The sequence below is a fragment of the Inhella crocodyli genome, from assembly GCF_004004565.1.
Taxonomy (GTDB): domain Bacteria; phylum Pseudomonadota; class Gammaproteobacteria; order Burkholderiales; family Burkholderiaceae_C; genus Inhella; species Inhella crocodyli.
On the sequence record NZ_SACM01000001.1, the window covers coordinates 965,800 to 991,646 of the forward strand.

The 25,847-nt window shown below is 68.7% G+C and carries 17 protein-coding genes and 1 tRNA gene; 8 read left to right on the forward strand and 10 right to left on the reverse strand.

Annotated features, from left to right (window positions below; all coding sequences use genetic code 11):
* Positions 1–4 precede the first annotated feature (4 nt).
* The 3 genes from EOD73_RS04460 to EOD73_RS04470 form a co-directional block, all read right to left on the reverse strand.
* A complete protein-coding gene (locus tag EOD73_RS04460; protein WP_127681253.1) occupies positions 5–1,933 on the reverse strand; it encodes an alpha/beta hydrolase family protein in 1,929 nt (642 codons plus the stop codon).
* Positions 1,934–1,949: 16 nt separating this feature from the next.
* Positions 1,950–3,455: a tryptophan halogenase family protein gene (locus EOD73_RS04465; protein ID WP_127681255.1), complete on the reverse strand. Its 1,506-nt coding sequence runs from the start codon at positions 3,453–3,455 to the stop codon at positions 1,950–1,952.
* A 153-nt stretch (positions 3,456–3,608) separates the two neighbouring features.
* A complete protein-coding gene (locus EOD73_RS04470; RefSeq protein WP_127681257.1) occupies positions 3,609–6,371 on the reverse strand; it encodes a TonB-dependent receptor in 2,763 nt (920 codons plus the stop codon).
* A gap of 296 nt (positions 6,372–6,667) precedes the next feature.
* On the opposite strand from EOD73_RS04470, the gene EOD73_RS04475 reads away from it, so the two are divergent.
* Positions 6,668–9,277: an alpha-amylase family glycosyl hydrolase gene (locus tag EOD73_RS04475; protein ID WP_164845945.1), complete on the forward strand. Its 2,610-nt coding sequence runs from the start codon at positions 6,668–6,670 to the stop codon at positions 9,275–9,277.
* Between the two features lie 51 nt (positions 9,278–9,328).
* Here the strand turns inward: EOD73_RS04475 and glk are convergent, their stop codons facing one another.
* Positions 9,329–10,348 carry a glucokinase gene (gene glk / locus EOD73_RS04480; RefSeq protein WP_127681261.1) on the reverse strand — a complete coding sequence of 340 codons (1,020 nt, stop codon included), beginning with the start codon at positions 10,346–10,348 and terminating at the stop codon, positions 9,329–9,331.
* A gap of 392 nt (positions 10,349–10,740) precedes the next feature.
* Between glk and EOD73_RS04485 the strand changes: the two genes are divergently transcribed.
* Together EOD73_RS04485 and EOD73_RS04490 are read left to right on the forward strand one after the other, a co-directional pair.
* The gene (locus EOD73_RS04485; RefSeq protein ID WP_127681263.1) at positions 10,741–12,657 is read left to right on the forward strand and encodes a glucokinase; all 1,917 of its coding nucleotides are present in this window, start codon (positions 10,741–10,743) and stop codon (positions 12,655–12,657) included.
* A gap of 14 nt (positions 12,658–12,671) precedes the next feature.
* Complete coding sequence (locus tag EOD73_RS04490) at positions 12,672–13,517, forward strand: substrate-binding periplasmic protein (RefSeq protein ID WP_127681265.1); 846 nt, start codon at positions 12,672–12,674, stop codon at positions 13,515–13,517.
* On the opposite strand, the gene EOD73_RS04495 is transcribed toward EOD73_RS04490, so the two are convergent.
* Both EOD73_RS04495 and EOD73_RS04500 read right to left on the reverse strand, forming a co-directional pair.
* Positions 13,493–14,374, reverse strand: a complete 882-nt coding sequence (locus EOD73_RS04495; protein ID WP_164845946.1) for a DUF2520 domain-containing protein — start codon at positions 14,372–14,374, stop codon at positions 13,493–13,495. The genes EOD73_RS04490 and EOD73_RS04495 overlap by 25 nt on opposite strands.
* Positions 14,371–15,549: an acyl-CoA dehydrogenase gene (locus EOD73_RS04500; RefSeq protein ID WP_127681267.1), complete on the reverse strand. Its 1,179-nt coding sequence runs from the start codon at positions 15,547–15,549 to the stop codon at positions 14,371–14,373. The genes EOD73_RS04495 and EOD73_RS04500 overlap by 4 nt, the downstream gene beginning before the upstream one ends.
* 116 nt (positions 15,550–15,665) lie before the next feature.
* Here EOD73_RS04500 and EOD73_RS04505 point away from each other — a divergent pair, with 116 nt between their 5' ends.
* From EOD73_RS04505 to EOD73_RS04525, 5 genes are all read left to right on the forward strand, one after another.
* Positions 15,666–16,547, forward strand: coding sequence for a LysR family transcriptional regulator (locus EOD73_RS04505; protein WP_127682412.1), 882 nt, complete (start codon positions 15,666–15,668; stop codon positions 16,545–16,547).
* A gap of 46 nt (positions 16,548–16,593) precedes the next feature.
* Positions 16,594–17,226, forward strand: a complete 633-nt coding sequence (gene kynB, locus EOD73_RS04510; RefSeq protein ID WP_127681269.1) for an arylformamidase — start codon at positions 16,594–16,596, stop codon at positions 17,224–17,226.
* Positions 17,223–18,476, forward strand: a complete 1,254-nt coding sequence (gene kynU / locus EOD73_RS04515; RefSeq protein ID WP_127681271.1) for a kynureninase — start codon at positions 17,223–17,225, stop codon at positions 18,474–18,476. The genes kynB and kynU overlap by 4 nt, the downstream gene beginning before the upstream one ends.
* Complete coding sequence (gene kynA, locus EOD73_RS04520) at positions 18,476–19,342, forward strand: tryptophan 2,3-dioxygenase (protein WP_127681273.1); 867 nt, start codon at positions 18,476–18,478, stop codon at positions 19,340–19,342. Before kynU ends, kynA begins: the two co-directional genes overlap by 1 nt.
* Before the next feature lie 72 nt (positions 19,343–19,414).
* Complete coding sequence (locus tag EOD73_RS04525; RefSeq protein ID WP_127681275.1) at positions 19,415–21,226, forward strand: aminopeptidase P family protein; 1,812 nt, start codon at positions 19,415–19,417, stop codon at positions 21,224–21,226.
* A 3-nt stretch (positions 21,227–21,229) separates the two neighbouring features.
* Here EOD73_RS04525 and EOD73_RS04530 read toward each other — a convergent pair whose 3' ends face one another.
* The 4 genes from EOD73_RS04530 to serS all read right to left on the reverse strand — a co-directional run bounded on the left by EOD73_RS04530 (position 21,230) and on the right by serS (position 25,819).
* On the reverse strand, positions 21,230–23,950 hold the full coding sequence (locus EOD73_RS04530; protein WP_240660592.1) for a caspase family protein: 2,721 nt from the start codon (positions 23,948–23,950) through the stop codon (positions 21,230–21,232).
* Between the two features lie 38 nt (positions 23,951–23,988).
* A complete protein-coding gene (locus EOD73_RS04535; RefSeq protein WP_127681277.1) occupies positions 23,989–24,243 on the reverse strand; it encodes a hypothetical protein in 255 nt (84 codons plus the stop codon).
* 163 nt (positions 24,244–24,406) lie between these two features.
* A tRNA-Ser gene (locus EOD73_RS04540) sits at positions 24,407–24,497 on the reverse strand.
* Between the two features lie 26 nt (positions 24,498–24,523).
* Positions 24,524–25,819 (reverse strand): serine--tRNA ligase, encoded by a 1,296-nt coding sequence (gene serS, locus EOD73_RS04545; RefSeq protein WP_127681279.1) that lies wholly within the window; start codon positions 25,817–25,819, stop codon positions 24,524–24,526.
* Between the last annotated feature and the right edge of the window lie 28 nt (positions 25,820–25,847).

The following is a 25,847-nucleotide window of genomic DNA, read 5'->3' on the forward strand; positions in this document are numbered from 1 at the left end:
CGACTCAGGCGAGATGTCGTGCGAGGAACTTCTCGACGCGCGTCCAGAAGTCGAGCTTGGTCTCCAGCCAGTACCAACCGTGGCCCTCGTGGTCGTAGAGCACGAATTCCACGTTGTCGTTGTGCGCCTTCAGGGCATCGCGCATTCGCTCACCGTGCTGCCGTGGCACTCGTTCGTCGTACTGCCCGTAGGCCATCAACACCGGCGCCTTGATGCGGTGCGCTTGGCGAAGTGGCGAAGTGGCCTGGAAGCGGGCTGCGTCGGCCTTGGGGTCGCCGATGAGGCGGGCGGCCCCGAAGCGCTTGAAGACGGGGCTGATGTCGCTCCAACTGGCGGTGATCAAGAGATCGAGGTCGGTGACGCCCACCATGTTGACCGCGCAGCGGTAAAGGTCGGGATCGTTCACCAGGCCCATCATGGCCGCGTAGCCGCCGTAACTGGCACCCAGGATGGCGATGCGCTTGGGGTCGGCGTAGCCCTGGGCGATGGCCCAGCGCGCGCCGTCGGCCAGGTCGTTTTGCATGGCCAAGCCCCATTGCTGCCAGCCGGCCTGGAGGTGGTCTTGGCCAAAGCCATCGGAGCCGCGGAACTCAGGCTGCAACACGGCGTAGCCGCGGCTGGCCAGGAACTGCACCTCGGCGTCCCAGCGCCACGAAGTCCCACGCACGAAGGGACCGCCGTGCACCCACACGATCAGGGGCGCGGGCTTCTTGGCATCGTGGCCCTTGGGCAAGGTCAAGTAGGCCGGGATGGAGCGCCCATCGCGCGCCGTGTAACGGACAAAGTCCACCGTGCCCATCAGGGCGGGGTCCAAGTCCGGCCGGCTGGCGCCCAAGGCGGTGAGCTTGCCGGTTTCGCGGTGGTAGGCGTAGGCCCGGCCGACGACGCGGTCGGAATACGACCACACCACCACCCAGGGAGAGTCGCCCCGCTCGGGCACTTGGAGCAGGTTCGTGGTGGCCGGCAACTTCTGGTCCACCGCGTCTTGCAGCGCCTTGTGCGCCGGGCTGAACCACACCGAGGTCCGGGCATCGGCCGTCAGGTCCAGGCCCACCAGTCGGTCGTTGTGCCATTTCAGTGCCGCATCCAGGTCAAAGCCTTGCACGGCAATCACCGGCTTGGGGGCGAACTGGTTGGACTGAGGGTCGAGCAGGTAAAGGCCCAGGGTGTCGCGGCCTTGCCGCGCCGCCACGTACAGCCCGCCATCGGGCGCGCGGCCTTTGAGCTTGAGCGCATCGGGGCCAAATCGGTCCCACTGGCGCAGTTCGCGCCACGCCGATCCCGCCGCCCCTTCGCGCACCAACAGCCGCGCCTTGTCGTCCTTCTCGGTCACCACGGCGACGGGCAGACCGGCCGCGTCCAACACGTAGTCGGTGCTCCAGGCCGGCAACTCCAACTCCACATCGGCGCCCGTGCGCGTGTTCAGGCGCTTGAGCTCCAGAAAGCTGGCTTGGCGTTCGTCTTTGACCGACTCGGTGATGACGTCATCGCTCTGCCCCACGCGCTCGGACGACAGGCGGCGCCAGTAAACGCCCAGGCGCTTGAAGTTGTCGCCGTTGGCATCGACAGCAAACACCAGCGGTGCGCGGTCTTGGTTGCGGTCGTCTTTGCGCTCGCTGTGGCCCACCAGCACCAGACGGCGGTCGTTGAGCCAACGCGCCCAACCGATGTCGTAGTGCTCCACATAGGCCACCGGGGTGATCTTGAGCGTGGCCAACTCCAGCACGACGGCACGCCGTTCCTTGCCATCGCCACCCACGGTCAGCGCCACATGGGTGCCGCTGGGGTTGAGCGTGGCCCAGCTCAGCCGGTGGGGCTTGAAAAAGTCGGCCAGGGGGATGTCTTGGGGCGACTTGGGCCGCGCCGAAACGATCGACAGGGGCAAGGCGCTGGCAGCCAGGGCCAGGGCGGTTTGACGGCGGTTGAGCTTCATGGGGAGGTCTCGGGGTTCAACGGGCCGAGGCGCAGTGCTCGGCAATGAAGGCTTCGTGGGTGGGCATGAAGTCGGCGCACTTGCGCATGACCTGGGCCACGTTGTCCAGGTAGGCCTGGATGTCGGGTTCGGGCACCACGTCCACCAAAGGCTGGTAGCCGCGGGCGCGCAGGTTTTGGCCGTGCATCACTTGCAACCAGCCGACCTCGGCGAAGAGCTCGTTGCCGTCCCGCACGATGCGCCCGTGCGCCTCATACAAGGCCATGCGGGCCTTGAGCGTGGCAGGCACCTCCATGGTTTGGCAGTGCTGCCAGAACGGGCTGTCGGTGCGCTGGTTCACGTGGTAGTGCAACACGATGAAGTCGCGAATGCGCTCCCACTCCCAGCGGGCTTGGCGGTTGAACTCGTCCACGTCGGGGGCCGACATGGCCTTGTTGGGGAAGAAGTCGAGCAGGCGCTGGATGCCGGTTTGGATGAGGTGGATGGAGGTGGACTCCAATGGCTCCATGAAGCCGCAGGCCAGGCCCAAGGCCACGACGTTGCCGTTCCATGCCTTCTTGCGCATGCCCGTCTTGAACTTGATGGGACGCGGGTCGGCCAAGGGCTCGCCGTCCAGGTTCTTCAGCAGGATGGCGGTGGCTTCGTCGTCGCTCATGTACTGGCTGCAATACACGTGGCCGTTGCCAATGCGGTGTTGAAGCGGGATGCGCCACTGCCAGCCAGCCCGGTGCGCCGTAGAGCGCGTGTAGGGCAGCAGGCGCGGTGCGTTGCTGCAAGGCACAGCCAAGGCACGATCACAGGGCAGCAGGTGCGTCCAGTCGTCGTAGCCGGTCTTCAGGGCTTCTTCGATGAGCAGGCCCCGGAAGCCCGAGCAGTCGACGAACAGGTCGGCCGCCACACGTTCACCACTCTGAAGGCGCAGGGCGTGAACCAAGCCATCGGCCTGCTCCACCTCCACGATCTTGCCCTCGACACGCTGAACGCCCCAGGCTTCGGCTTTTTGGCGCAGGTACTGGGCGTACAGGCTCGCATCGAAGTGAAAGGCGTAATGGATGTCGGCCAGCGGCGAACCTTCCAAATCGGGCCGTGGGCGCATGAACTTGTTGTCGTAGGCAGCCAAGCGACTCAGCGCGTAGTCGCCCAGGTCTTTGGCCTTTCCTGCTTGGTACTGCTTTTGCCAGTACTGATCGAAAGGCACCGCCCACAGGTCGGGACCCAGTCGGCCAAAGCCATGCATGTAGCGGTCACCAACCCGACCCCAGTTCACGAACTCGATGCCGAGCTTGATGGTGCCGTGGGTAGCGCGCAGGAATTCGTCTTCGTCGATCTCCAGCACCTGATTGAAGCGCCGGATCATGGGGATGGTGGCTTCCCCCACACCCACGGTACCGATCTCTTCGGACTCGACCAATCGGATTTGCACCTTGCCGCGCAAGGTTTTGGCCAGCGCTGCAGCGGCCATCCAACCGGCGGTGCCGCCACCGCAGATGACGAGGGACTGAAGGGGTTCTTGGGGTTGCATGAAGCGCCCGTAGGGAGAAGATTCAGGTGGTTCGCGAGCGTGCCACAACCGGGCAAGGAGCTCTCACCCAAGCATGAAAAACCCCCGCCGAGTTTTCACTGGGCGGGGGTCAGAAGGAAAGTCCTGGGCTCGAGCGCAGGACTCATCCAGCCATCACAGCTTGTAGTTCACACCCAGCAGGTACGACTTGCCGTACTTGGTGTTTTCCACTTCGTTCGACGGGGTGTCGCGATAGCGGATGAACTTGGCGTCGCCCAGGTTGTAGCCCTGCAGCAGGACCGACAGACCCTTCAGAGGACCACTCTGGAACTCGTAGCCGATCTGAGCATCGGTGACGGACTCGCCCTTGATGTAGGTCAGGCGGCGGTCGCCGGTGAAGTCGGACACCTCACCCACGAAGTCGGAGCGATAACGCTGGCCCACGCGGATCTGGAAGCCCGAGCGCTCGTAATAGATCTGAACGCTGGCCACGTCCTTGGACAAGCCAGGCAGCGGAATGGTGCCGGTGTTGATGTCCGTGGACGAGACGCCCGAGGTCGACAGATTGATCGAGCTGCTGGTGCTGGAGTACGACGCTTGCACGCCGAAGCCCGACAGCGGCTTCCACACCATTTCCAGCGGCATCGAGGCCGACAGTTCGATGCCCTTGATGTCGCCACCCGAACCGTTGACCGGCAAGTTCAAGATGCCGACGTTGCCCCGAGGAGGCTTGGGCGTGCTGGCGGTGACGTAGGGCGTGTAGTCAAACGAAACGTCCTTGCGCAGGATGTAGGTGCGAAGGTCCTTGTAGAACGCAGCAGCGCTCACGTAGGCCTTGGTGCCCCAGAACTTTTCGTAGGACAAGTCGAACGCGTTGGCGCGGAACGGCTTGAGGGCCGGGTTGCCCGCGCCACCCGAGAAGATCGGGTTCAGCGTGTTGGTCGTCGGGTCGATGTAGCTCTGGTTGATGCCGAAGCCCAGGCTGGCGCGCATGTCGTTCAGCGTGGGACGGGCCATCACACGGGCCAAGCCCAAACGCAGCGACTGGTCGTTGCCCAAGTCCAGCACGAAGTTGGCGCTGGGCAAGATGTCGTGGTAGTTCGCGCCGCCAATGTTCGGACGGACCGCGCAGACGTCGCCAGGGCAGGCCGAGCCGTCCACGTTGAACGCGGTGCTGTCTTGCTTGGTGTTGATGAACTGAAGGCCGGCGTTGCCGCGCAGGGGCATGCCCAGCACCTCGGTGTCCAGGTTGGCCTTGGTGTACAGCGTGGTGGCCTTTTCCTTGACGGTCCAGTCCTTGTTGGCGATGTCAGACACCAGCTTGCTGGCCACGGTGTAGATCGGGCCGACCGAACCGCGCGGGTCCCAGCTCACCACGGGGATGCCGCTGATGTTGATGGTCGAAGCGCCAGGGATGGCAGCCACGGCATACGGATCGGTGCCGTTGATGACCAAACGGCCTTCGACGTAAGCACGGTCCTTCATGCGGCGGGACTCGTTGACACCGACTTCGACGCTGCTGAAGAACAGACCTTCGGGCAGGTCACGGGCCACCGAGAAGCGCAGGGCCTTCAGGTCGTCTTCCACGTGCGGCAGCTTGGAGTAGCCAGCCTGCGGCGTGGCGGCGCCACCGCCCCAGCCCATCACGTCGGTCAGGCCGATGCTGCTGGCGCTGCCGTAGTTGACGCCGGTCGTGAACTTGGCGCTGTTGACGTTGCTGCCGTCAAAGCCGGTCCAACTGATGGTGTTGTTGCTGCCGGTCAGGCCAGGGCCTGCCAAGCCAGCGGTCGTTTCCATGATGCCGCCGGTGCGGCGCGCGTTCGAAGCGCTCAGGTCCAACACCGCCGTGTAAACGTCGCCCGTCCACTTTTGGTTCAGGCCCAACGAGCGCATTTCGTCCAGCGTCGACTCGGTGTCGTTGCGGACCACGCCCTTGAAATTGTTGAAGGTGCCTGCCGAGGCGATCCCGCCCGCGACCGTGGCCGTGGTCAGCGTGCCACCCGGGTCATAGCCACCAGCGCTCGAGAAGCCCACCGGGGCTTGGAAGCCCTTGGTCTTCTTGTCCTTGTCGAATTTGGAGAAGAACAGGTCGGCCGAGGCTTCGTAGCTCTTGCTCGGCTTGAACTGAAGGGTCGCAACCGAGGCAGTGCGGGTCTGGACGGTTTGGTCCAGCCAGCTGTTGAAGCCGCCCGGGGTCTTCACCTTGCCAGCACCGAAATCAGTGTCCGCCACGCCCCAGCCTTCAAAGCGCGAGGTTTGCGCACCGTCTTCGGTGAACCGGGCCCAGCCCAGGGCCACGCCCAGAGTGCGATCAAAGAATTGGTCGACGTAGAAGGCGCTCAAGCGACGGCCGTCGCCTTCGCGGTCCTTGCCCAAGCCCACGCCGGTTTGCTGCTCGCGCACGTTGAAGGCGAGCTGGCGGGTCTTGAAGTTCAGGGGACGAACGGTTTGCAGGTCCACCGTGCCCGACAGGCCTTGGCCGATCAGGGCGCCATCGGGCGTCTTGTAGATCAGCACCGAGCTCAGCAGCTCCGAGGGGTACTGGTCGAATTCCACGCCACGGCTGTCGCCGGTGGTGACTTGCTCGCGGCCGTTCAACAAGGCGGTGGCGAAGTCAGGCGCCATGCCGCGAATGCTGATCTGCTGGGCACGGCCAGCGGTGCGCTGGGCGGTCACGCCAGGCAGGCGAGCGATCGACTCGGCCACCGAGGCGTCAGGCAGCTTGCCGATGTCTTCCGCCGAGATGGCTTCAACGATGCTGTCCTTGTTCTTTTTGACCGAGATGGCGTCCTCGATACCCTTGCGGATACCAGTGACCACCACGGTGTCGAGCTGCTGCTGTGCCTGCACGGCGCCTGCGGCCAGCAGGGCCACGAGGCACCCTGCGGTGACGGCGTTGACGCGGAACAGGTCGCGTCCGCTGCGGGAACTCTTCATGCTTGGAACTCCTAGGCTGTGGATGACGACAGTCGGTCGGCCCGGCCCACCCAGGCCAACCGATGTCACGGGGTTAGCGAGAAAGATTCTGTACTAAAACTAGATTCGACTCCACGGGCGAAACCAAGCCTTTACCCTGTGTTTGGCCTGGGTTTCGTCGTCAAATCACGACAAATAGCGGGTAATCCCTCAGGGTAAATACCCGGATGCCGCGCCGACATTTCGCCGCGACGATGCCGTTCGGTAGCAAAACTACATCTCATCGCATGCCGTCCTCGTCCAGATATCCCCGCGCCATGAGCGCCCTGCGTGCGCTGGCCGCGCTCGGCGCCGCTGTCCTGCTGGGGCCCGTGCAAGCGACCGATTGCCCCGCCCCCGCGCCGCGCCCCTCGCCCGATTGGCGGGACCAGGTCGTCTACTTTGTGATGACCGACCGCTTCGACGACGGCAACCCCGGCAACAACGACCAAGGCGCGGGCGAGTTCAACCCCAAGGACAACCGCTTTTTCAGCGGCGGCGACTTCCAAGGCCTGATGCGCCGCCTGGACTACATCCAGGGCTTGGGCGCCACCACGCTGTGGATCACGCCACCCGTGCGCAACCAGTGGTGGGACGGCGGCAGCGCCGGCTACCACGGGTACTGGGCCAGCCACCTCAAGGAGGTGGACCCGCACCTGGGCACCTTGGGCGACTACCGCTGCCTGGCCGGCGCGCTGCACGCCCGCGGCATGCACCTGATCCAGGACGTGGTGCCCAACCACATGGGCAACTACTTCTCGTACACGCCGGGCGCCTGGCGGCGGGATCGGCCTGCGGCCGGTTGGCAGCCCAACCTGGGCAGCCTGCCGGAAGTGCGCCCGCGCCAAGCGCCCTTCGACCAGAACGACCCGCGCGACCCGGCCCAGGCGGCCGCCAACATCTACCACTGGACCCCCAACATCGAGAACTACGCCGACCCCGAGCAGGAGCACGGCTGGCAGATGTCCGGCTTGGACGACCTGAACACCGAAAACCCGGTCGTGCGGCGCGCGCTGCGCGACAGCTACGCCTTCTGGCTGCGCGAGGTCGGCGTGGACGCCCTGCGGGTGGACACGGCCTTCTACATCCCACCCTCGTTCTTTGAGGATTGGCTGCACAGCCAGGACCCCAGCGCGCCTGGCCTCGCCCGCGTGGCCCGCCAAATGGGCCGGCAGGACCTGCTCGTCTTCGGCGAGGCCTTCGGCATCGACAAGCCGTTTCAAACCGCGCAGATGCGGCGCATCCAGGCCTACCAAACTCCAGGCCGCATGAATGGCATGCTGAACTTCCCGCTGTACGGCAGCCTGCAGGCGGTGTTCGCCCAGGGCCGGCCCACGGCGGAGTTGGCGCACCGGGTCCAGGCCCTGGCGCAGGTGTTCGGGGCGCGACAGCACCGCATGCCAACCTTCATCGACAACCACGACGTCGACCGTTTCCTGGCCGGTGGCACGCCCGAGGCTTTGGACCAGTCCCTGCTGGCGCTGTTCACGCTGCCCGGCATCCCCACGATTTACTACGGCACCGAGCAGGGCTTCACCGAGCCCCGCGCGGCGATGTTCGCCGCCGGCTACGGCAGCGGCGGTCGCGATCGCTTCGACACCGCCTCGCCGACCTACCGCCTGTTGGCCCGCCTAGCGGCGCTGCGACAGGAAGAGCGCGCCTTCAGCCGGGGCACGCCTACGCTGCTGCGCGCCAGCGCGGCAGGCCCTGGCGTGCTGGCCTGGCGCACCGAGCACGAAAGCCGCCGCTTGTTGGTGGTGTTCAACACCTCGCCCCAGCCGCAATGGGTGGACCGCCTGCCCGTCCACCGTGGCGCGGCCGCGCTGCGTCCGCGCTTCGCGCTGCACGGCCAGCCTTCGCCCCTGCACACGGACGCGCAGGGCCAGGTCAACCTCGTGCTGCCCCCCCGCAGCGGACAGGTGTGGGTCATCGAGCCCAGCGCAACGGCCCGCCCCTCGGGCAACCCCACGCCCGCGCTGGCGAGCCTGGCACCACCGCCCCCGGCGGCGGGCGGCACCCTGCGCTTGCGCGGCCGCGTCCCCGCGGGCCACGAGGCCGAGCTGGTGGCCGACGGCGACCTGGCCCATGCCCTGCCCCTGGCGCCCGACGCCAACAGCCACTGGGAGGCGGCCTGGCCGACCGACAACTGGCTCGACCCGACGGTGACCCACCGCCTGAGCCTGCGGCACCGCGCCGATGCCGACTCGCCCTGGCTCGCCGCCCCGCCCCGCGAGGTGAAGGTGTCGCCCGCATGGCGCACCTGGGCCCGCGTCAGCGACCCCCTGGGCGACGACCATGGCCCGAACGGGCACTACCTGTACCCGACCGACCCCAGCTGGGGCCCGGCCCGACAGATGGACCTGCGCGGCCTAAAGGTCGAGGTCACCGGCCAGGCCCTGCGCCTGACCGTGCAGACCCGGCAACTGACCACCAGCTGGAACCCGGCCAATGGCTTCGACCACGTGGCCTTCACCCTGTTCCTGGAGCTGCCGGGCCAGGACGGGGGCATCCAGGCCATGCCCTTGCAGGGCGGCGAGTTGCCCGAGGGCATGCGCTGGCACCGTCGCTTGCGCGTGCACGGATGGTCCAACGCGCTGTTCAGCGCCGATGGCGCGGGCCCGGAGTCCGAAGGCCGGCCGCACACGCCCGGCGCCACCTTGGAAACCCGCCCGGACCAAAACGCCCTGGTCATCACCCTGCCCGCCGCCGCCCTGCCCCCAGGCACCGTGCTGGATGGCGCGCGCCTGTACCTCAGCACCTGGGACTGGGACGGGGGCTACCGCGAACTGGCCGAACAGCCCGGCACGCACACGCCGGGCGGCCGCCGCAGCGCCCAAGACCCGCGCTGGATGGACGCCATCGGCCCCATCACCTTGCGCAAGCCCTGAAACGACGCGGGCCCGCACATGGCGGGCCCGATCGCGGCAGCGCAAAGTGGGTCAGCGCAATTGCGTCAGCGCCTGGGCGGCCCCGTCCAGCGCGACCAGGGTGTCCGTGATCACGGGGGTGGCGATGGGCTTCAAGAAGTCCGCGAAGCGACCTTTGGCCTCGAAGCGCTGGCGGAAGGCCGAGCGCGCGAAGCGATCGCCCAAGCGCGGCACGATGCCGCCGCCGATGTAGAGGCCCCCACGCGCACCAAAGGTCAGCGCCACCGAGCCGGCGAAGCCCCCCAGCATGGCGCAGAAGGTGTCCAAGGTGCGGCCCGCCAAGGCGTCGTCGTCGGCCAACGCGCGCTCGACGATCCATTTGCCATCCACACCGGGCACGGCCCGCTGGCCCTGCACCTGCGCCACGGCGCGGTACAGCACTGGCAGCCCAATGCCCGACAAAAAGCGCTCGGCCGACACGTGCGGGAACTCCTGGCGCGCGGCCGCCAACAAGGCCGACTCGAAATCGTCGGCCGGGGCTAGGGTCGCGTGCCCGCCCTCGCCCGGCAAGGCCATCCAGCCGCGGGCGCCGTTGGGCATCAGGCCGGCCACGCCCAAGCCTGTGCCCGGGCCGACCACGGCCATGGGCGCCTGCGGCGGCGTGCTGGGCCCGCCCAGCACCTGCTCGGGCCGGAGCCGGGGCAAGGACAGGGCCAAGGCCTCGAAATCGTTGAGCACCACCAAGGTGCGCAAGCGCAACTGCTGCGCCAACTCGCGCTGCGAAAAACTCCACGCGCTGTTGGTGAAACGCACCGAATCCCCGGTCACGGCGGTGGCCACGGCCAGCGCCGCGCTCGCCGGCTGCTCGCCGGCGGCGATCAGCCCAGACACGGCCAAGCCACTGAGGTAGGCGCGCGCGGCATCCACCAGCTGGGGGTGCTCGGCGACCGCCAGGGTGCGCACATGCTGCGGCACTTGGCCCGGGCCAGACATCCACGCGAAGCGCGCGTTGCTGCCCCCGACATCGGCCAAGAGCCAGGGGAAGGGGGCAGATTCAGACGCCAGCGTGGGCGCGGGTTGGGTTTCGACCATGGCGGCTCGACCCTCGTGAGGCCGGGCAAAACGTAGCAATCACAGGACGGTAGCAAAACTACAAAGCCTCGGCAATGGCATTTGCACCCAGTTTCAGATGGGATCGCCCCTGCCGAATCGCCCCAGCTTGGTGCGAGCGCGCCCCAAGCCCGCGCTCAAGTGCTTGATCCACCGTCAGCCGACGCCGACGGCGTCCGCCGTTTTCGCCGTCGAGCCCGTCGGCTTGTGGCCCGTCACCAAGATCCGAGCATGTAGTTCGCCTACATCTCCAGCGCCGACCGGCGTTCTCGCATACCCCCAAAGGGCGCACGAGCCCGCCCCGAGATAATGCCGGCCTTGTACTTGGACAACACCCCTCGCTGTACTTGGGTATGGCGTGGGAGGGACACGCGATGAGCTTTGAGCGCCCCCGCCTGCTGGCCGACATCGGCGGCACCTTCGCCCGCTTTGCCGTGGAGCAAGAGCCTGGGGTCTTCGCCCACGCGCAGTCCTTGCGCTGCGCCGACCACCCCGACTTCCACGCCGCCGTGCGCGCTTACTTGGATGCGCTCCCCGGCGCCGCCTCGGCAGGCCTGGACGAGCGGGTGGCCCATGCCTGCGTCGCCATCGCCAACCCGGTGGAAGGCGACCAGGTGCGCATGACGAACTACCACTGGCAGTTCAGCATCGAAGAGATGCGCCAGCGCCTGGGCTTGGAAACCCTGGTGGTGGTGAACGACTTCACCGCCCTGGCCCAGGCCTTGCCGCGCTTGCGCCAGGACGAGCGCCAGCAGATTGGCGGCGGTCAGGCGGCACCGCAGCACGTGATTGGCCTGCTGGGCTCGGGCTCGGGCTTGGGCGTGTCGGGCCTCATCCCGGCCGGCGACGGCTGGATCGCACTGGGCACCGAAGGCGGCCACACCAGCTTCAGCCCGCGCGACGAGCGCGAGATTGCCATCCTGCGCCACGCCTGGCGCGAGTACTCGCACGTGTCCTTCGAGCGCCTGCTGTCGGGCCCGGGCCTGTCGCTGATTCACCGCGCGCTGGCCGAACTGCACGGCATCTCGGCGCCGACGCGACAAGCGCCCGAGATCACCCAGGCCGCCTTGGACGGTAGCGACGCCCTGGCGGTGGAAACCGTGGACGTGTTTTGCGCGCTGCTGGGCACGGCCGCGGGCAACCTGGCGGTGACGCTGGGCGCCCTGGGCGGGGTGTTCGTGGGCGGCGGCATCGTGCCCCGTCTCGGGCCCTTGTTCGAACGCTCGCCCTTCCGCCGCCGCTTCGAAGAGCGCGGTCGCTTCAGCGACTACGTGGCCGCCATTCCCACCTTCGTCATCACCGCCGAGCAGGCCACCTTCAAAGGCGCCTCGGCCATTCTGGAAAGCCAGCTGCGCAAGCTGCAGGCCAGCCCCGGCGCGGCCATCTTGGGCCAGATCCGCCGTGCCAAGCCCCAGTTGACGCCCGCCGAGCAGCGCGTGGCCGAGCAGGTGCTGGCGCGCCCGCGCGCCGTGCTGTCGGACCCGATCGCCGAGATTGCCAAGGCCGCGGGGGTGAGCCAGCCCACGGTCATCCGCTTTTGCCGCAGCCTGGGCTGCGAGGGCCTGAGCGATTTCAAACTGCGCCTGGCCTCGGGCCTCACCGGCACCGTGCCCGTCACCCACACCAAGGTGAACGAAGACGACAGCATGGTCGAGCTCGGCGCCAAAGTGCTGGGCAACACCGCCAGCGCCATCTTGCAGGTGCGCAGCCAGCTCAACCGAGAAACCATCGACCGCGCCACGGACCTGTTGATGCAGGCCAAGCGCATCGAGTGCTTCGCCGCCGGCCATTACGGCGTGGTGGCCCAAGACGCCCAGTTCAAGTTCTTGCGCTTTGGCGTGCCGTCCAGCGCCTACACCGAGCCCCGCCTGGCCCAGCTGGCCAGCCAAGTGCTGGGCCCCGGCGACGTGGCGCTGATCGTGTCCAGCGCCGGCAAGCTGCCCGAGCTCTTGGACGTGGCCGAGCAGGCCCGCTCGCGCGGGGCCAAGGTGGTGGCCATCACCGCCAGCCAAAGCCCCTTGGTGCGCAAGGCTGACGTCGCGCTCTTGGTGGACCACCAAGAAGACGTGGCCACCCACCTGCCCATGGTGGGCCGGATCCTGCACCTGCTGGTCATCGACATCCTCGCGGTGGGCCTGGCCATGCGCCGCGGCACGATGGAGCGCGAGGTGCTGGAGGCGCTGGACGAGCGCGTGTCGCCCGCGGTGCGCGCCGCGCGGGGCGCTGCACCCGGCGTCAGCTTGGCCTCGCCCGCGGCCACGCTGGCCGCGCTGACCTCGCACAGCCGCTGAACCGGCTGGGGACGATGCTGGGACACCACTGCGCCCTGGGCTCCCTCTGGCGCTGGGGCGCCTGCCTGCTGGCCTGGGCGCTCGTGGGCACGGGGACGGTGCGGGCCGAGGACGGCCCCGATTCGACCTGGACCCTTCGCCTGTGCGCCAATGCGGCACTGGGCCAGCCCGCCGACAACAACGGCGCCGCCTACGACTTGATGCGGCGGGTGCAAGGCCTGTGGCCGGGCTTGAAGTTGCAGGTGACGCCGCTGCCGTGGGCGCGCTGCCTGCAAGACGCCGAGCAGGGGCGTTTTGACGGCGTGCTGTCCGCCTCTTGGACCGCCGAGCGGGCCGCGCAATTGGTCTACCCCATGGCCCAGGGCGAGGTGGACGACAGCAAGCGCCTGTTTCGGCTGGGCTACGTGCTGCTGCGCCCGAAAGGGGGCACGGCCGCCTGGGACGGCGAGGCCTTCACGGGCACGGGGGCCCGCGCCGGCCAGGCCCTGGGGGCGGAGCGGGGCTACTCCATCGTGGCCTTCGCCCGGGCGCGCGGCGCCACGGTGGAGGATCGTTTCCCGCATTCGGGCACCCTGCTCGAGGCCTTGAAGCTGGGCCGGATCGCGGGCGCCCTGCTGGCGCAAGAGCACGCGGCCACCTTGCTGACCGACCCGGAGTGGGCCAAGGCCTACGAAATCTCTGGCCCCATCTTGCAGTCCAAGGCCTACCACGTGCCCGTCAGCCAGGCCCTGTGGAAGGCCGAACCGGCCCGCGTGGCCCGCCTGTGGGCCACGATCGACAAGGCGCGACAAACGCCGGGGTTCAAGCAGCACTACTCGCTGGCCCTCAGCGGGGGTCAGCGCAAAGACTTGATGCCCTGATCCAGGGCCTGCCATTCGGCCTCGCTCAGCCGGCCGGTGGCGGCCGCCAGGGGCAAGAGGGCGTGGATCAAGGCGAGGTACAGCGCGCGGTCGCTGCGGGCCAAAGGCCCCGCCCGCGCCGACAAGGCCGCGTCGTGGGCCGCCAGCACGCCCAGGTCCGCCCGGGCCACCGGCCCGGACAGGGCCCCCACGACCCCGCGCTCCCGCGCCGCGCGCAGGGTTCCCTCGGCCAAGGGCAGCAGCGCCTTCAACGCCTCCTCGGGCGCCACCCCCAGGGCCTCGCTGCCCAACCGGGCGGCCAAATCCAGGGGGGCCAACAAACCGCTGGCCGCGGCGTTGGCGGCGGCGTGGTAGCCGGCGCGCAGGGCCCCGTTCAGGGCCAGGGGCTCGGCCCCCAGGCGACGGGCCAAATCGGCCAAGGCGCGGCCCACCTCGCCTTCGGCCTCGATGCCCACGCGGATGCCCTGCCACGCCGTGCGCGCGGCATCGAGCGGCGGCAGCGGATCGGCCAACAACTGCAGCGGGTGGAAGCCCGCGACACGGGCCCCGGCCTCGCGCGCCGCGCACAGCGCCGACAACGGCGTGGCGCCGCTGAGGTGCAAGGCCACGTGATGGGCTTGCCACGGCAAGCTGGCGCACAAGGGGGCGATGGCCTCATCCCGCACCGCCAGCACCACCCAGTCGGCACGGGCCAGCACCTCGGCCGGCGTGCAGGCCTGCAGGCCCCAACGGTGGGCCAAGGCCGCGGCCCGGGCGGGCTCCCGCGCCCCCAGCGCCACGGGCGGCTCGCCCAAGGCGGTCAACGCGCCACCCAGGTGGGCGGCGGCGCGTCCGGCGCCGATCAGCCCGAGCTTCAAAATGCCGCGATGCCGGTTTGCGCCCGGCCGAGGATCAAGGCGTGGATGTCGTGCGTGCCCTCGTAGGTGTTCACCACCTCCAGGTTCACCAGGTGTCGCGCCACGCCGAACTCGTCGCTGATGCCGTTGCCGCCCAGCATGTCGCGCGCCGTGCGGGCGATGTCCAGCGCCTTGCCGCAGCTGTTGCGCTTCATGATGGACGTGATTTCCACCGCGGCCGTCCCCTCGTCCTTCATGCGCCCCAGGCGCAGGCAGCCCTGCAGGGCCAGCGTGATCTCGGTTTGCATGTCGGCCAGCTTCTTTTGGATGAGTTGGTTCGCCGCCAAGGGCTTGCCGAACTGCTGGCGGTCCAGCACGTACTGCCGCGCGGTGTGCCAGCAGGCCTCCGCCGCGCCCATCACGCCCCAGGCGATGCCATAGCGCGCGCTGTTCAAGCAGGTGAAGGGCCCTTTGAGCCCGCGGACCTCGGGGAAGGCGTTTTCCTCCGGGCAGAAGACGCGGTCCATCACGATTTCGCCGGTGATGCTCGCGCGCAGGCCGACCTTGCCGTGGATGGCCGGGGCCGACAGGCCCTGCCAGCCCTTTTCCAGCACGAAGCCGCGGATCTGGCCGCCGTCGTCCTTGGCCCAAACCACGAACACGTCGGCGATCGGGGAGTTGGTGATCCACATCTTCGAGCCGGTCAGCTCGTAGCCGCCGCTCACTTGGCGAGCGCGGGTGACCATGGAGCCGGGATCCGAGCCGTGGTTGGGCTCGGTCAGGCCGAAGCAACCGATCCATTCGCCCGTGGCCAGCTTGGGCAGGTACCTCTGCTTCGTGGCCTCGTTCCCGAACTCGAAGATCGGCACCATCACCAGGGAGGACTGCACGCTCATCATCGAGCGGTAGCCCGAATCGACGCGCTCGACCTCGCGGGCGATGACGCCGTAGCTGACGTAGTTCAGCCCCGCGCCGCCGTACTCGGTGGGGATGACCGGACCGAGCAAGCCCAACTCCCCCATCTCGCGAAAGATGCCGGCATCGGTCTTTTCGTGGCGAAAGGCTTCGAGCACGCGGGGCGCCAGGCGCTCTTGGCAATAGGCGGCCGCGGCATCGCGCACCATGCGTTCGTCGTCGCTGAGTTGGGCGTTCAACAGCAGCGGGTCGTCCCAGTGGAAAGCGGCGCGATCGGTCACGGTGGGAGCTCCGTCAAGAAAAGGATGCCCCCAGTATTCCGGCTCACCCGATTCGTGTCCAATTCGAACATCGACTTCGACGATACGCGATGCCTATTGATCCAGCCCCCCGTGCGATGGAGTTCCGCCACCTGCGCTGCTTTGCCGCCCTGGCCGAGGAACTGCACTTCGGCCGCGCGGCCCAGCGCTTGGCCATGTCGCAACCCCCGTTGTCCGTGGCCATCCAGCAACTGGAGGCGAGCGTGGGCGCCCGCTTGTTCGAGCGCGACAGCAAGGGCGTGCGCCTGACGGCCGCGGGCCAGGCGTTCCGCGCCAGCGCCTTGGCGCTGTTGGAGGGCGCCGACCAAGCCTGCGTGCGTGCCCGCGAGGTGCAAGCCGGCGAGGTCGGGCGCCTGCGCCTGGGCTTCGTGGGCTCGGCCTTGCAGCGCGGCCTGGCGGCGTGGCTGCAGGCCTTCCAGGCCCGACACCCGCGCGTGCAGGTGGTGGTCGTGGAGTTGAACTCGCAGGACCAGATCGACGCCCTGCTGCGCGAGGAGCTCGACCTGGCCCTGCTGCACACCGACCGCCTGCCGCCCGCCCTCGCCTGCCAGCCGCTGTACGCCGAGCCCTTCTTGGCCTGCCTGCCCCAGGGCCACCCGGAGGCCCGCCGCCGCCGGGTGCCGCTGGCGGCCCTGGCCGATCAGCCCTTCATCCTGTTCTCCCGCAAGGGCTCGCCCGATTACCACGCGCGCATCGTCGACATCTGCCGCCAGCACGGCTTCACCCCCCGGCTGCAACACGAGGGGCGGCACTGGTTGTCGGTCGTGTCGCTCGTGGCCCAAGGGCTGGGCGTGTCCATCGTGCCGGCGGCGTTCGAGCGCGCCGGCATCCAGGGCGCGGTGTTTCGCCCCTTGGCCGAGACGCCGGAGCCCTCGGCCGTGTTCGCCGCGTGGCGGCGCGACGGCGACCCTGGCCTGCGAACGCAGTTCCTGGCGGCGCGCCCGGCCTCATCTGTATGAAACAACCGACACCACGCCCCCACAACCCCCGCTAAGGTGCGCGCCCATGCCCACGCCTCGCCTTTGGGACCTGTCTCCCCCCGTTTCTGCCGCGTCGCCCATCTTTCCGGGCGACCAGCCTTTTGCCCTGCAGTGGACGGCGCGCATCGGCCCGGACTGCCCGGTCAACTTGAGTGCCGTGACGACCAGCCCGCACGTGGGCGCCCACGCCGACGCGCCCCTGCACTACGCCCACGGCGCCCCGGCCATCGACGAGGTCGACCTGGCGCCTTACCTCGGTCCCTGCCGGGTGATCCACGCCATCGACGTGGGCCCGCTCATCCGCCCCGAGCACCTGGCCCACGCCGCGCAGAACCTGCCACCGCGCGTGCTGGTGCGCACCGCCCGCCAGGCCGACCGCCAATGGCGCGACGACTTCAGCGCCTACGCGCCCGACACCCTGGCCTGGTTGGCCGCACAAGGGGTGCGCTTGGTGGGCATCGACACCGCCAGCGTCGACCCAGCGACCAGCAAATCGCTGGACGCCCATCAGCAACTGCGTCAGCATGACCTGCGCGTCCTGGAGAACCTCGTGCTCGACGAGGTGCCCGAGGGCGACTACGAACTCATCGCCCTGCCCTTGAAGTGGGTGGGTGCCTGCGCCAGCCCCGTGCGCGCCATCCTCCGGAGCCTGCCATGAACCGCCAAGACGCCGAACTGCTCGACGCCCAAGACCCCTTGGCGCCCCTGCGCGCCTTTTTCAGCCTGCCCGAAGGCGTGGTCTACCTGGACGGCAACTCCTTGGGCGCCCTGCCCAAGGCCACTCCCGAGCACATCCGCCGCACGGTGGAGCAGGAATGGGGCCACGACCTCATCGCCAGTTGGAACACCGCCGGTTGGATCGACGCGCCACGCCGCTTGGGCGACCGCATCGCCCCCTGGATCGGCGCGCGCTCGGGCGAGGTGCTGGTCGCCGACTCCACCTCGGTCAACCTGTACAAGGTGATGCACGCCGCGCTGCAACTGCAGCAGGGGCAACGCAAGGTGGTGGTCAGCGAGCGCAGCAACTTCCCCACCGACAACTACATCGCCCAGAGCGTGGTGCGCGCCCACGGCGGTGAACTGGTGCTGGTGGACACGCCCGAAGACATCCCGGCGCTGCTGGACGATCGCTGCGCCGTGCTGATGCTCACCCACGTCAACTACCGCACTGGCCGCATGCACGACATGGCCCTGCTCACCCGCTGGGCCCAGCAAGCGGGGGCCCTGGCCGTGTGGGACCTGGCGCACAGCGCCGGCGCCGTGCCCGTGGACCTGCTGGGCAGTGCGGCCGACTTTGCCGTGGGCTGCAGCTACAAGTACCTGAACGGCGGCCCCGGAGCCCCAGCCTTCGTGTGGGCGCACCCGCGCCACCAAGGCCAGGTGTGGCAGCCCCTGACGGGCTGGCTGGGCCATGCCGCGCCCTTCGCCTTCACGCCCGACTACCGCCCCGCGCCCGGCATCCAGCAGTACCAGTGCGGCACGCCGCCCATCGTGGCCATGGCGGCCCTGGAGTCCGCCTTGGACGTGTTCGACACCGCACAGCAACTCGGCGGCATGGCCGCCATTCGGGCCAAGTCGGTCGCGCTGACCGAAGCCTTCATCGCCGCGGTGGACGCCGAACTGCCTGGGGTGCAGGTCCAGTCGCCCCGCGCCAGCGCCCAGCGCGGCAGCCAGGTGTCCTTGTCGGTGCCCAGCGATGTGGATGCCTACGCCGTGGTGCAGGCCCTCATTGCTCGCGGCGTGGTGGGCGACTTCCGAGACGGCGATCCCCCGCTGCTGCGTTTCGGGTTCACCCCGCTGTACACCCGCCACACCGACGTCGTGGACGCCGTGAGCGCCCTCAAAGACGTGCTGTCCAGCGGCGACTGGCGCGCGCCCGGCTTCCAGCGCAAAGGCAAGGTGACCTGATGGGCTGCCCGATCGACCACGGCAAGGCGCCGCAAGCCGAACCCCACGGCGACCACCACGGCGCCCAGTTGGACTTCAGCCGCGACATGAGCTATGGCGACTACCTGCAGCTCGACGCCATCCTGGCCGCGCAGAAGCCGCTGTCGCCGGCGCACGACGAGATGCTCTTCATCGTGCAGCACCAGACCAGCGAGCTCTGGATGAAGCTGGCCCTGCACGAGCTGGTGGCCGCCCGCCAGCACGTGGCCGAAGACCGCCTGCCCCAGGCCTTCAAGATGCTGGCCCGGGTCAGCAAGATTTTCGAGCAGCTGGTGCACGCCTGGGACGTGCTGGCCACCATGACGCCGCCCGAGTACAGCGCCGTGCGGCCCTACCTGTCCAACAGCAGCGGCTTCCAGAGCCACCAGTACCGGCAGATCGAGTTCCTGCTGGGCAACAAGAACGCCGCCATGCTGAGGCCCCACGCCCATCACCCCGAGCGCCTCGCCGCCGTGCAAGCCGCGTTCGAAACCCCCAGCCTGTACGACGAGGCCCTGCGCCTGGCATCGCGCCGCGGCATCCCGCTGCCCGCCGAGGTGCTGGACCGCGACTGGACCCAGCCCTACGCCGCCCACCCTGCGGTGATGGCCCTGTGGCAGCAGGTCTACCGCACCCCCGAGCAGCACTGGGACCTGTACCAGCTGGCCGAAGAGTTCGTCGACCTGGAAGACGCGTTCCGACTCTGGCGCTTCCGCCACGTCACCACCGTGGAGCGCGTCATCGGCTTCAAGCGCGGCACCGGCGGCACAGCCGGCGTCAGCTACCTGCGCAAGATGCTCGACGTCGTGCTGTTCCCGGAACTCTGGACGGTTCGCACCGAGTTGTGAATCGCCCCTGACTTTCGCTCGCCGCCCAGCGCGCCGGACAATGCGCGCCTCACCGATCACCGGCTGACGACCATGGACACCCGCACCCACCCCGCCCGCGCCCGCGTGGCCGCCCTGCAAGCCGAACTGCGCCGCCTGAACCTGCATGGCTTCGCCGTGCCGTCGGCCGACCCGCACCTCAGCGAGTACCTGCCCGAGCGCTGGCAAGCGCGCCAGTGGCTCAGCGGCTTCACCGGTTCGGCCGGCTTTCTGGCGATCACGCAGGACGCCTGCGCCGTCTTCGCCGACAGCCGCTACTGGGAGCAGGCGGAGCACGAACTGGCCGGCAGCGGCATCGAGTTGGTCAAGGTCATGAAGGCTGGGCTGGACGAGCCCCTGGCTTGGCTGCTGGCCCGCGTGCAAGCCGGCCAGCGCATCGGCGCCGACGCGCAGGTGCTGGCGCTCTCACAAGCCCAGCAGATGGCCGCGGCCGCCACCAAGGCCGGCGTGGCCTTCGTCAGCGAGCACGACCCGCTGGACGCGGCCTGGCCCGAGCGCCCTGGCCTGCCCGCCCGCCCCGTGGTGGCCCACGCCGCGCCGCACGCCACGCAAAGCCGCGCCGCCAAGCTGGCCGCCGTGCGCCAAGCCCTGGCCGCCAAGGGCGCCACGCACCACCTCGTCAGCAGCCTGGACGACGTGGCTTGGCTGCTGAACCTGCGCGGGCGCGACGTGCCCTACAACCCCGTGTTCGTCGCCCACCTGCTCATCGCCCCTGAGCGCGCCACGCTGTTCGTCAGCGAAGGTCAAATCGACGACCACCTGGCCCAAGCCCTGGCGGCCGACGGCGTGCAGCTCGCGCCCTACGCCCAAGCCCACCGCGCGCTGGGCGAGGTCTCGCCCCAGGCCACCGTCTGGCTGGACCCCAAGCGCGTGACCCTGGGCCTGCGCCAAGCCTTGCCCGCGAGCGCCACGGTGGTGGAGGCCATCAACCCCAGCACCCTGGCCAAGAGCCGCAAGAGCGACGCCGACGCCCGCCACGTGCGCGAGGCCATGGCCCAAGACGGCGCCGCCATGTGCGCCTTCTACGCCGCCTTCGAAGCCGCCGTGGCCCGCGGCGATCGCCTCACCGAACTGAGCGTGGACGAGATGCTGAGCGCCGAGCGCGCCAAGCGCCCCGGCTTCGTCAGCCTGTCGTTCAGCACCATCGCCGGCTGGCGCGCCAACGGCGCCTTGCCGCACTACCGCGCCACCGACGACAGCCACGCCGTGATCCAAGGCCCTGGCCTGCTCCTGATCGACAGCGGCGGCCAGTACTTGGGCGGCACCACCGACATCACCCGCGTCTGGGCGTTGGGCGAAGTCAGCGCCCAAGAGAAGGCCGACTACACCCGCGTGCTCAAGGGCACGCTGGCGCTGTCGCGCACCGTGTTCCCCCGCGGCACGCTCAGCCCCATGCTCGACGCCATCGCCCGCGCGCCCCTGTGGGCCGCCGGCCTGGACTACGGCCACGGCACCGGCCACGGCGTGGGCTACTTCATGAACGTGCACGAAGGCCCCCAGAGCATCTCCAAGGCCATCCCCGACGCCACCATGGCCATGGAGCCCGGGATGATCACCAGCATCGAGCCGGGTCTGTACCGACCGGGTCAGTGGGGCGTGCGCATCGAAAACCTGGTGCTCAACGTGCCCCTCAGCACGCCAGAAAACGGCGCCTTTGGCGAGATGCTGGCCTTCGAGACGCTCACCCTGTGCCCGATCGACACCCGTCCGATCGACCGCAGCCTGCTCGACGCCAGCGAAATCACTTGGCTGAACGGCTACCACGCCACCGTGCGCGAACGCCTGCTGCCCTTGGTGGACGGCGCGGCGCGCGACTGGCTGCTGGCGCGCACTGCCCCCTTCTGAGCTTCAGACCGGCGGCTTGGGCTTCGGCCCGCCCGCCAGCCAGGCGCGCACCTCGGCCGCGCGGCTGTGCTGCGGCGTCAGCGCCAAGTAGCGCTGGTAGGCGACCTCGGCCAGGGCCTCGTCGCCCATCAGCAGACGGGCGTCGCCCAGGTTGAGCCAGGCCAGCGCCCGGGCCGGGTCGGCGTCCACCGCCTGCTCGAACCAAGGCACGGCCTTGGCCGCCTGACCCTGCTTGTAGAAAAGAAAGCCCAGGTTGTTGGCGGCCAGCGAGAACCTTGGTTGCAGCGACAGCGCCTGCAAGAAGGCCGCCTCGGCCTCGGCGTAACGCCGTTCGCGGTACAGCTGCAGGCCTCGGTCGTTGGCGCGCTGGGCCGCTTGTCGCGGGCTCAAGGCAGGCGCTTCGGCTGGGGTGCTCAGGGCCTGCGGTTTGCCATCCAGCCCGGCCACGGCCACCTCCACGGCCGAAGCCGCGCCAGCGGCCGGCGCGCTGCGCAAACGGTCCACCTTTTGTGCCAAGGCACTGGCCTGCGCGTCCAACTGGCGGCTGTCGCCCGACAGCGTTTGCTCGGCCGCGTCGGGCGCGCGCAGCGCGAACACGAACTCGCCTCCCTGCGAGCCCGGCAGGCTGCCAAAGGCCGGCGTTTGCTGGGCAATGGCCGCCACCGCCGGCGCCACGTAGGCGGCCAGCTCGGTGCCGGTGATCAGGCCGTCGCCGTTCAGGTCGCCCTTGCCGCCCAAGGCCTGCAGCAGCGTCCACGTGAACACCGAATGCCCCCCGGGGCCATCGTCGGCCACCTGCTGGTCGGCGCCACCGGCGGTCATCATCTGGCGCGCCACGCGCCGGGCGTTGTCGCGCACGAAGTTTTGGCTCGCCGCGTTGCCGCCGGCCCGCGTCAGCCCCAAGCCGGAGTAGCAGGCGTCGATCACCAAGAGCGCGTGCTTGGCGCTGATGGCCTCGGCCACCTCCTGCAACTGGGGCATGGAAATGGCGCCGGCTTGCAGGTCGTCGGGACCGGCATCCACCGGCACGATGTAGCCGACCTCGCGCCCGCTGGGCAAGCGCCGCGTGCTGCCATGGCCGGCAAAGAACACGAACACCCGGTCGTCGCGCTGCACGCGCTTGGCATCGGCCAGGCGCTGGTTGAGCGCCCGGAGGATCGCGGCGCGCGTGGCCTGTCCGTCCAACAACAGCTCCACGTTCTCCGCCTTGAATCCGAACTGCTGCTTCAGCGTGTCGGCCACGGCCTGCGCGTCGCGCTTGGCGTGCGCCAGCTTGGGCCACTGCGCGTAGTCGTCGATGCCAATCACCAGCGCATGGCTGTCGCGGTAGCCGCTGTTGCCGCTCAGGGCCGGCGCCTGCGTCGCCGGGTCGCTGACCACGAACTGCCCGCCCTGCCACCGCGCGAAACGCCAACCGTCGGCCTGCAGCTGCTCCAGCACCAGGGGCAAGGCCTCGACGGTGCGCGCGTGGATGTCGTGGAACAGCACGATGCCCCGCTGGCGTTTGTTCAGCTCGGCCAGCACGCGCGCGGCGATGCTTTTGGGGATGGGATCGGCCCAGTCGAGGGAGTCGACGTTCCACATCATCGAGCGAAGCTTCAGCGCCTCCACCGCCGACAAGCCGGCCTCGGTGCGCGCGCCGTAGGGAAAACGGAACAGGGCATCGCCCTGGCGGCCAGCGGCGGTGAGCAAGGCCTCGGTGGCGGCCGCTTCTTGCCGCACCTTGGGCGGCTCGAACTTCGACATCAGGCCATGGCTGAAGCTGTGGTTGGCCAGTTGATGGCCCGCGGCCAGCACGCGTTGCGCGACCTTCAAGCCTGGCCCCGGACTGACCTTGCCCTCGGCGTCCACCTTGCCCAGGTTCTGCCCCAACTGGAAGAACACGGCCGGCGCCTGGTGGCGCTGCAGGATCTCCAGAATTTGGTCCGTGTACCGCCCGTGCGGCCCGTCGTCAAAGCTGAGCAACAGCGTCTTGGGCGGCAACTGCGCGCCGAACAGCTCGCGCTCAGGGGCGGGGCCACGCAGAGCGGGGGCGCTGCCCCCCGGCAAGGGCGCCAGCACCTCGAGTGCCAGCAAGGCAGCCGGGTCGCGAAGCAACTGCTCGCGCGGGTACAGCGCGCGAAGCTTGGCCACGTAGTCGTCCCACCGCTCACGCTTCAGCTCGATCCCGCGCGTCTCGAGCCGGCCCATCACTGCACCCAACTCGGCGGCGTAGGTTTGCTCCACCTCGGCCAGGGCCGTCAGGTCGTCTTGGATGCGCTTGGCGCGCTGGATGCCGGTGAGCTGCTGCGAGCCGCGCTGCTCTTGGGCCAGGTGTTGCAGCAGTTCCTTGAAGGCCAGGCGGTCGGCGTCGAACCACGTGGGCTCCGACTCGATGCGGGTGAGCAAGGCGTCCAAGGCCACTTCGGACCCGGGCCGAAGCACGGCTTCGGCCAATTGCTGTTGCAGGCCCCGCTGTTGGTGGAACCATTGCAAGCCGATGGCCTGCGCTTGGAGGCGTTGGGCCTCGTTGTCCTCGCGCAAGTCGGCCATCAACACGAGCACCTTGCGGTGCAGCGCCAACAGGGCATCGGCTTGCTGCACCACCGTCGCCTCCGTCACTTGGGGCAGCGGAGCGGTCGTTGGGGCCTCGGCGCGCTGACACCCCCCCAGGCTCAGGACGATGACCAGGGCCAAGGCGGGCGTGCGGCGCCAACACCGCGCCATCGAGCAAAGGATTCGCATGCGCGCCATTGTGGTCGCGCATGCGCGATGGAACAGGTTCAGACCCGCTGCGACAAGCCAGTTCGGCACATGACCACGTCGTGGCCGCGTTGGATGGCGAAACGCAAGGCCTCTTTCGGGCAACTCCAAAGGTAGCCACCACCCACCTGATCGTCGCGGAAGACCTCCACGCGCTTGCCACTGGACTGCTGTTTCGTCACCACCACGGCCGCTTGGAACAGCGATCCCACGCCGCGTTCGATCGCTCCGGCGTAAATGCGGTAGTCGCCGGAGTCCACCTCTTGAAATTTCATGCCTGCCTGCATCGAGTAAATCGGTGCAGGCATCGTGCCCACAGTGGGGCACCGGCACCATCCGACGAACAGGCCCCCCCAAAAGGGGGAAAGGCCGAAGGCGAGCCTACAAAGCACAACGCCGACCCCGTTGGGGGTCGGCGTTGACTCAGAACGTGCGTTCTGGCGGAGAGGGGGGGATTCGAACCCCCGGTACGGGGATACCGTACGCCTGATTTCGAGTCAGGTACATTCAACCACTCTGCCACCTCTCCTGAAAGCGGCGAAGCCCGGCAGTATATCAGGCCTTCAGCACCTTGAGCCCGCCCAGGTAGGGCTGCAATGCAACGGGCACCGTGATGCTCCCGTCGGCCTGTTGGTGGTTTTCCAGCACCGCCACCAAGGCGCGCCCCACCGCCAAACCCGAGCCGTTCAGCGTGTGCACCAGTTCGTTCTTGCCCTGCGCGTTCTTGAAGCGCGTTTGCATGCGCCGTGCTTGGAAGGCCTCGCAGTTGGAGCACGAGCTGATTTCACGGTAGGTGTTCTGGGCCGGCAGCCACACTTCCAAGTCGTAGGTCTTGGCCGCGCCAAACCCCATGTCGCCGGTGCACAGGGCCACCACGCGGTACGGCAGTTCCAACTTCTGCAGGATGGCTTCGGCGTGACCGACCATGGCCTCGAGCGCCGCGTTGCTCTGCTCAGGGTGCACGATTTGCACCATCTCGACTTTGTCGAATTGGTGCTGGCGGATCATGCCGCGCGTGTCGCGCCCCGCCGAACCGGCTTCCGAGCGGAAGCACGGGCTGTGGGCGGTGAGCTTGATGGGCAGTTGCGAAGCGTCCAGCACCTGCTCGCGCACGCTGTTGGTCAGTGAAATCTCGCTGGTCGAGATCAGGTACTGCTCGCTGGCCGCGGTATCGCCCCCGCGCAGCACCCAGAACATGTCTTCTTTGAACTTCGGCAACTGCCCCGTGCCCTCCAGGACCTCGCGGTTGACGATGTAGGGCGAGTAGCACTCGGTGTAGCCGTGCTCCAGGGTCTGGACGTCCAACATGAACTGCGCCAACGCACGGTGCAAGCGGGCCACAGGTCCGCGCAGGAAGCTGAAGCGGGAGCCACTCAGTTTGGCACCGGTCTCGAAGTCCAGGCCCAAGGGCTCGCCCAAGTCCACGTGGTCCTTGGGCGTGAAGTCGAAGGCGCGCGGCGTGCCCCAGCGACGCACTTCCACATTGCCGGCCTCGTCGGCACCCAGGGGCACATCGGCCTGCGGCAAGTTGGGCAGGTGCATGAGCAATTCGTGCATCTCGGCCTGCAGGGCATCGAGGCGCTCGGCGCTGGCTTTCAAGGCGTCACCGATGCCGCCCACCTCGGCCATCAAGGCCGAGGCGTCTTCGCCCTTGCCTTTGGCCATGCCGATCGCCTTGGAGAGGCTGTTGCGACGGGCCTGCAAGTCTTCGGTCGCCGTTTGCAGTTGCTTGCGCTCGGCTTCCAGTGCCTGGAAGCGCGTGACGTCCAAGAAGGGCTGCGGCGTTTTGCGCGCTTGCAGGCGCTGAAGCACGCCGTCCAGGTCGCGGCGCAAGAGGGTGATGTCAAGCATGGAATCTCGAAGGCATAAAGGGTTAATA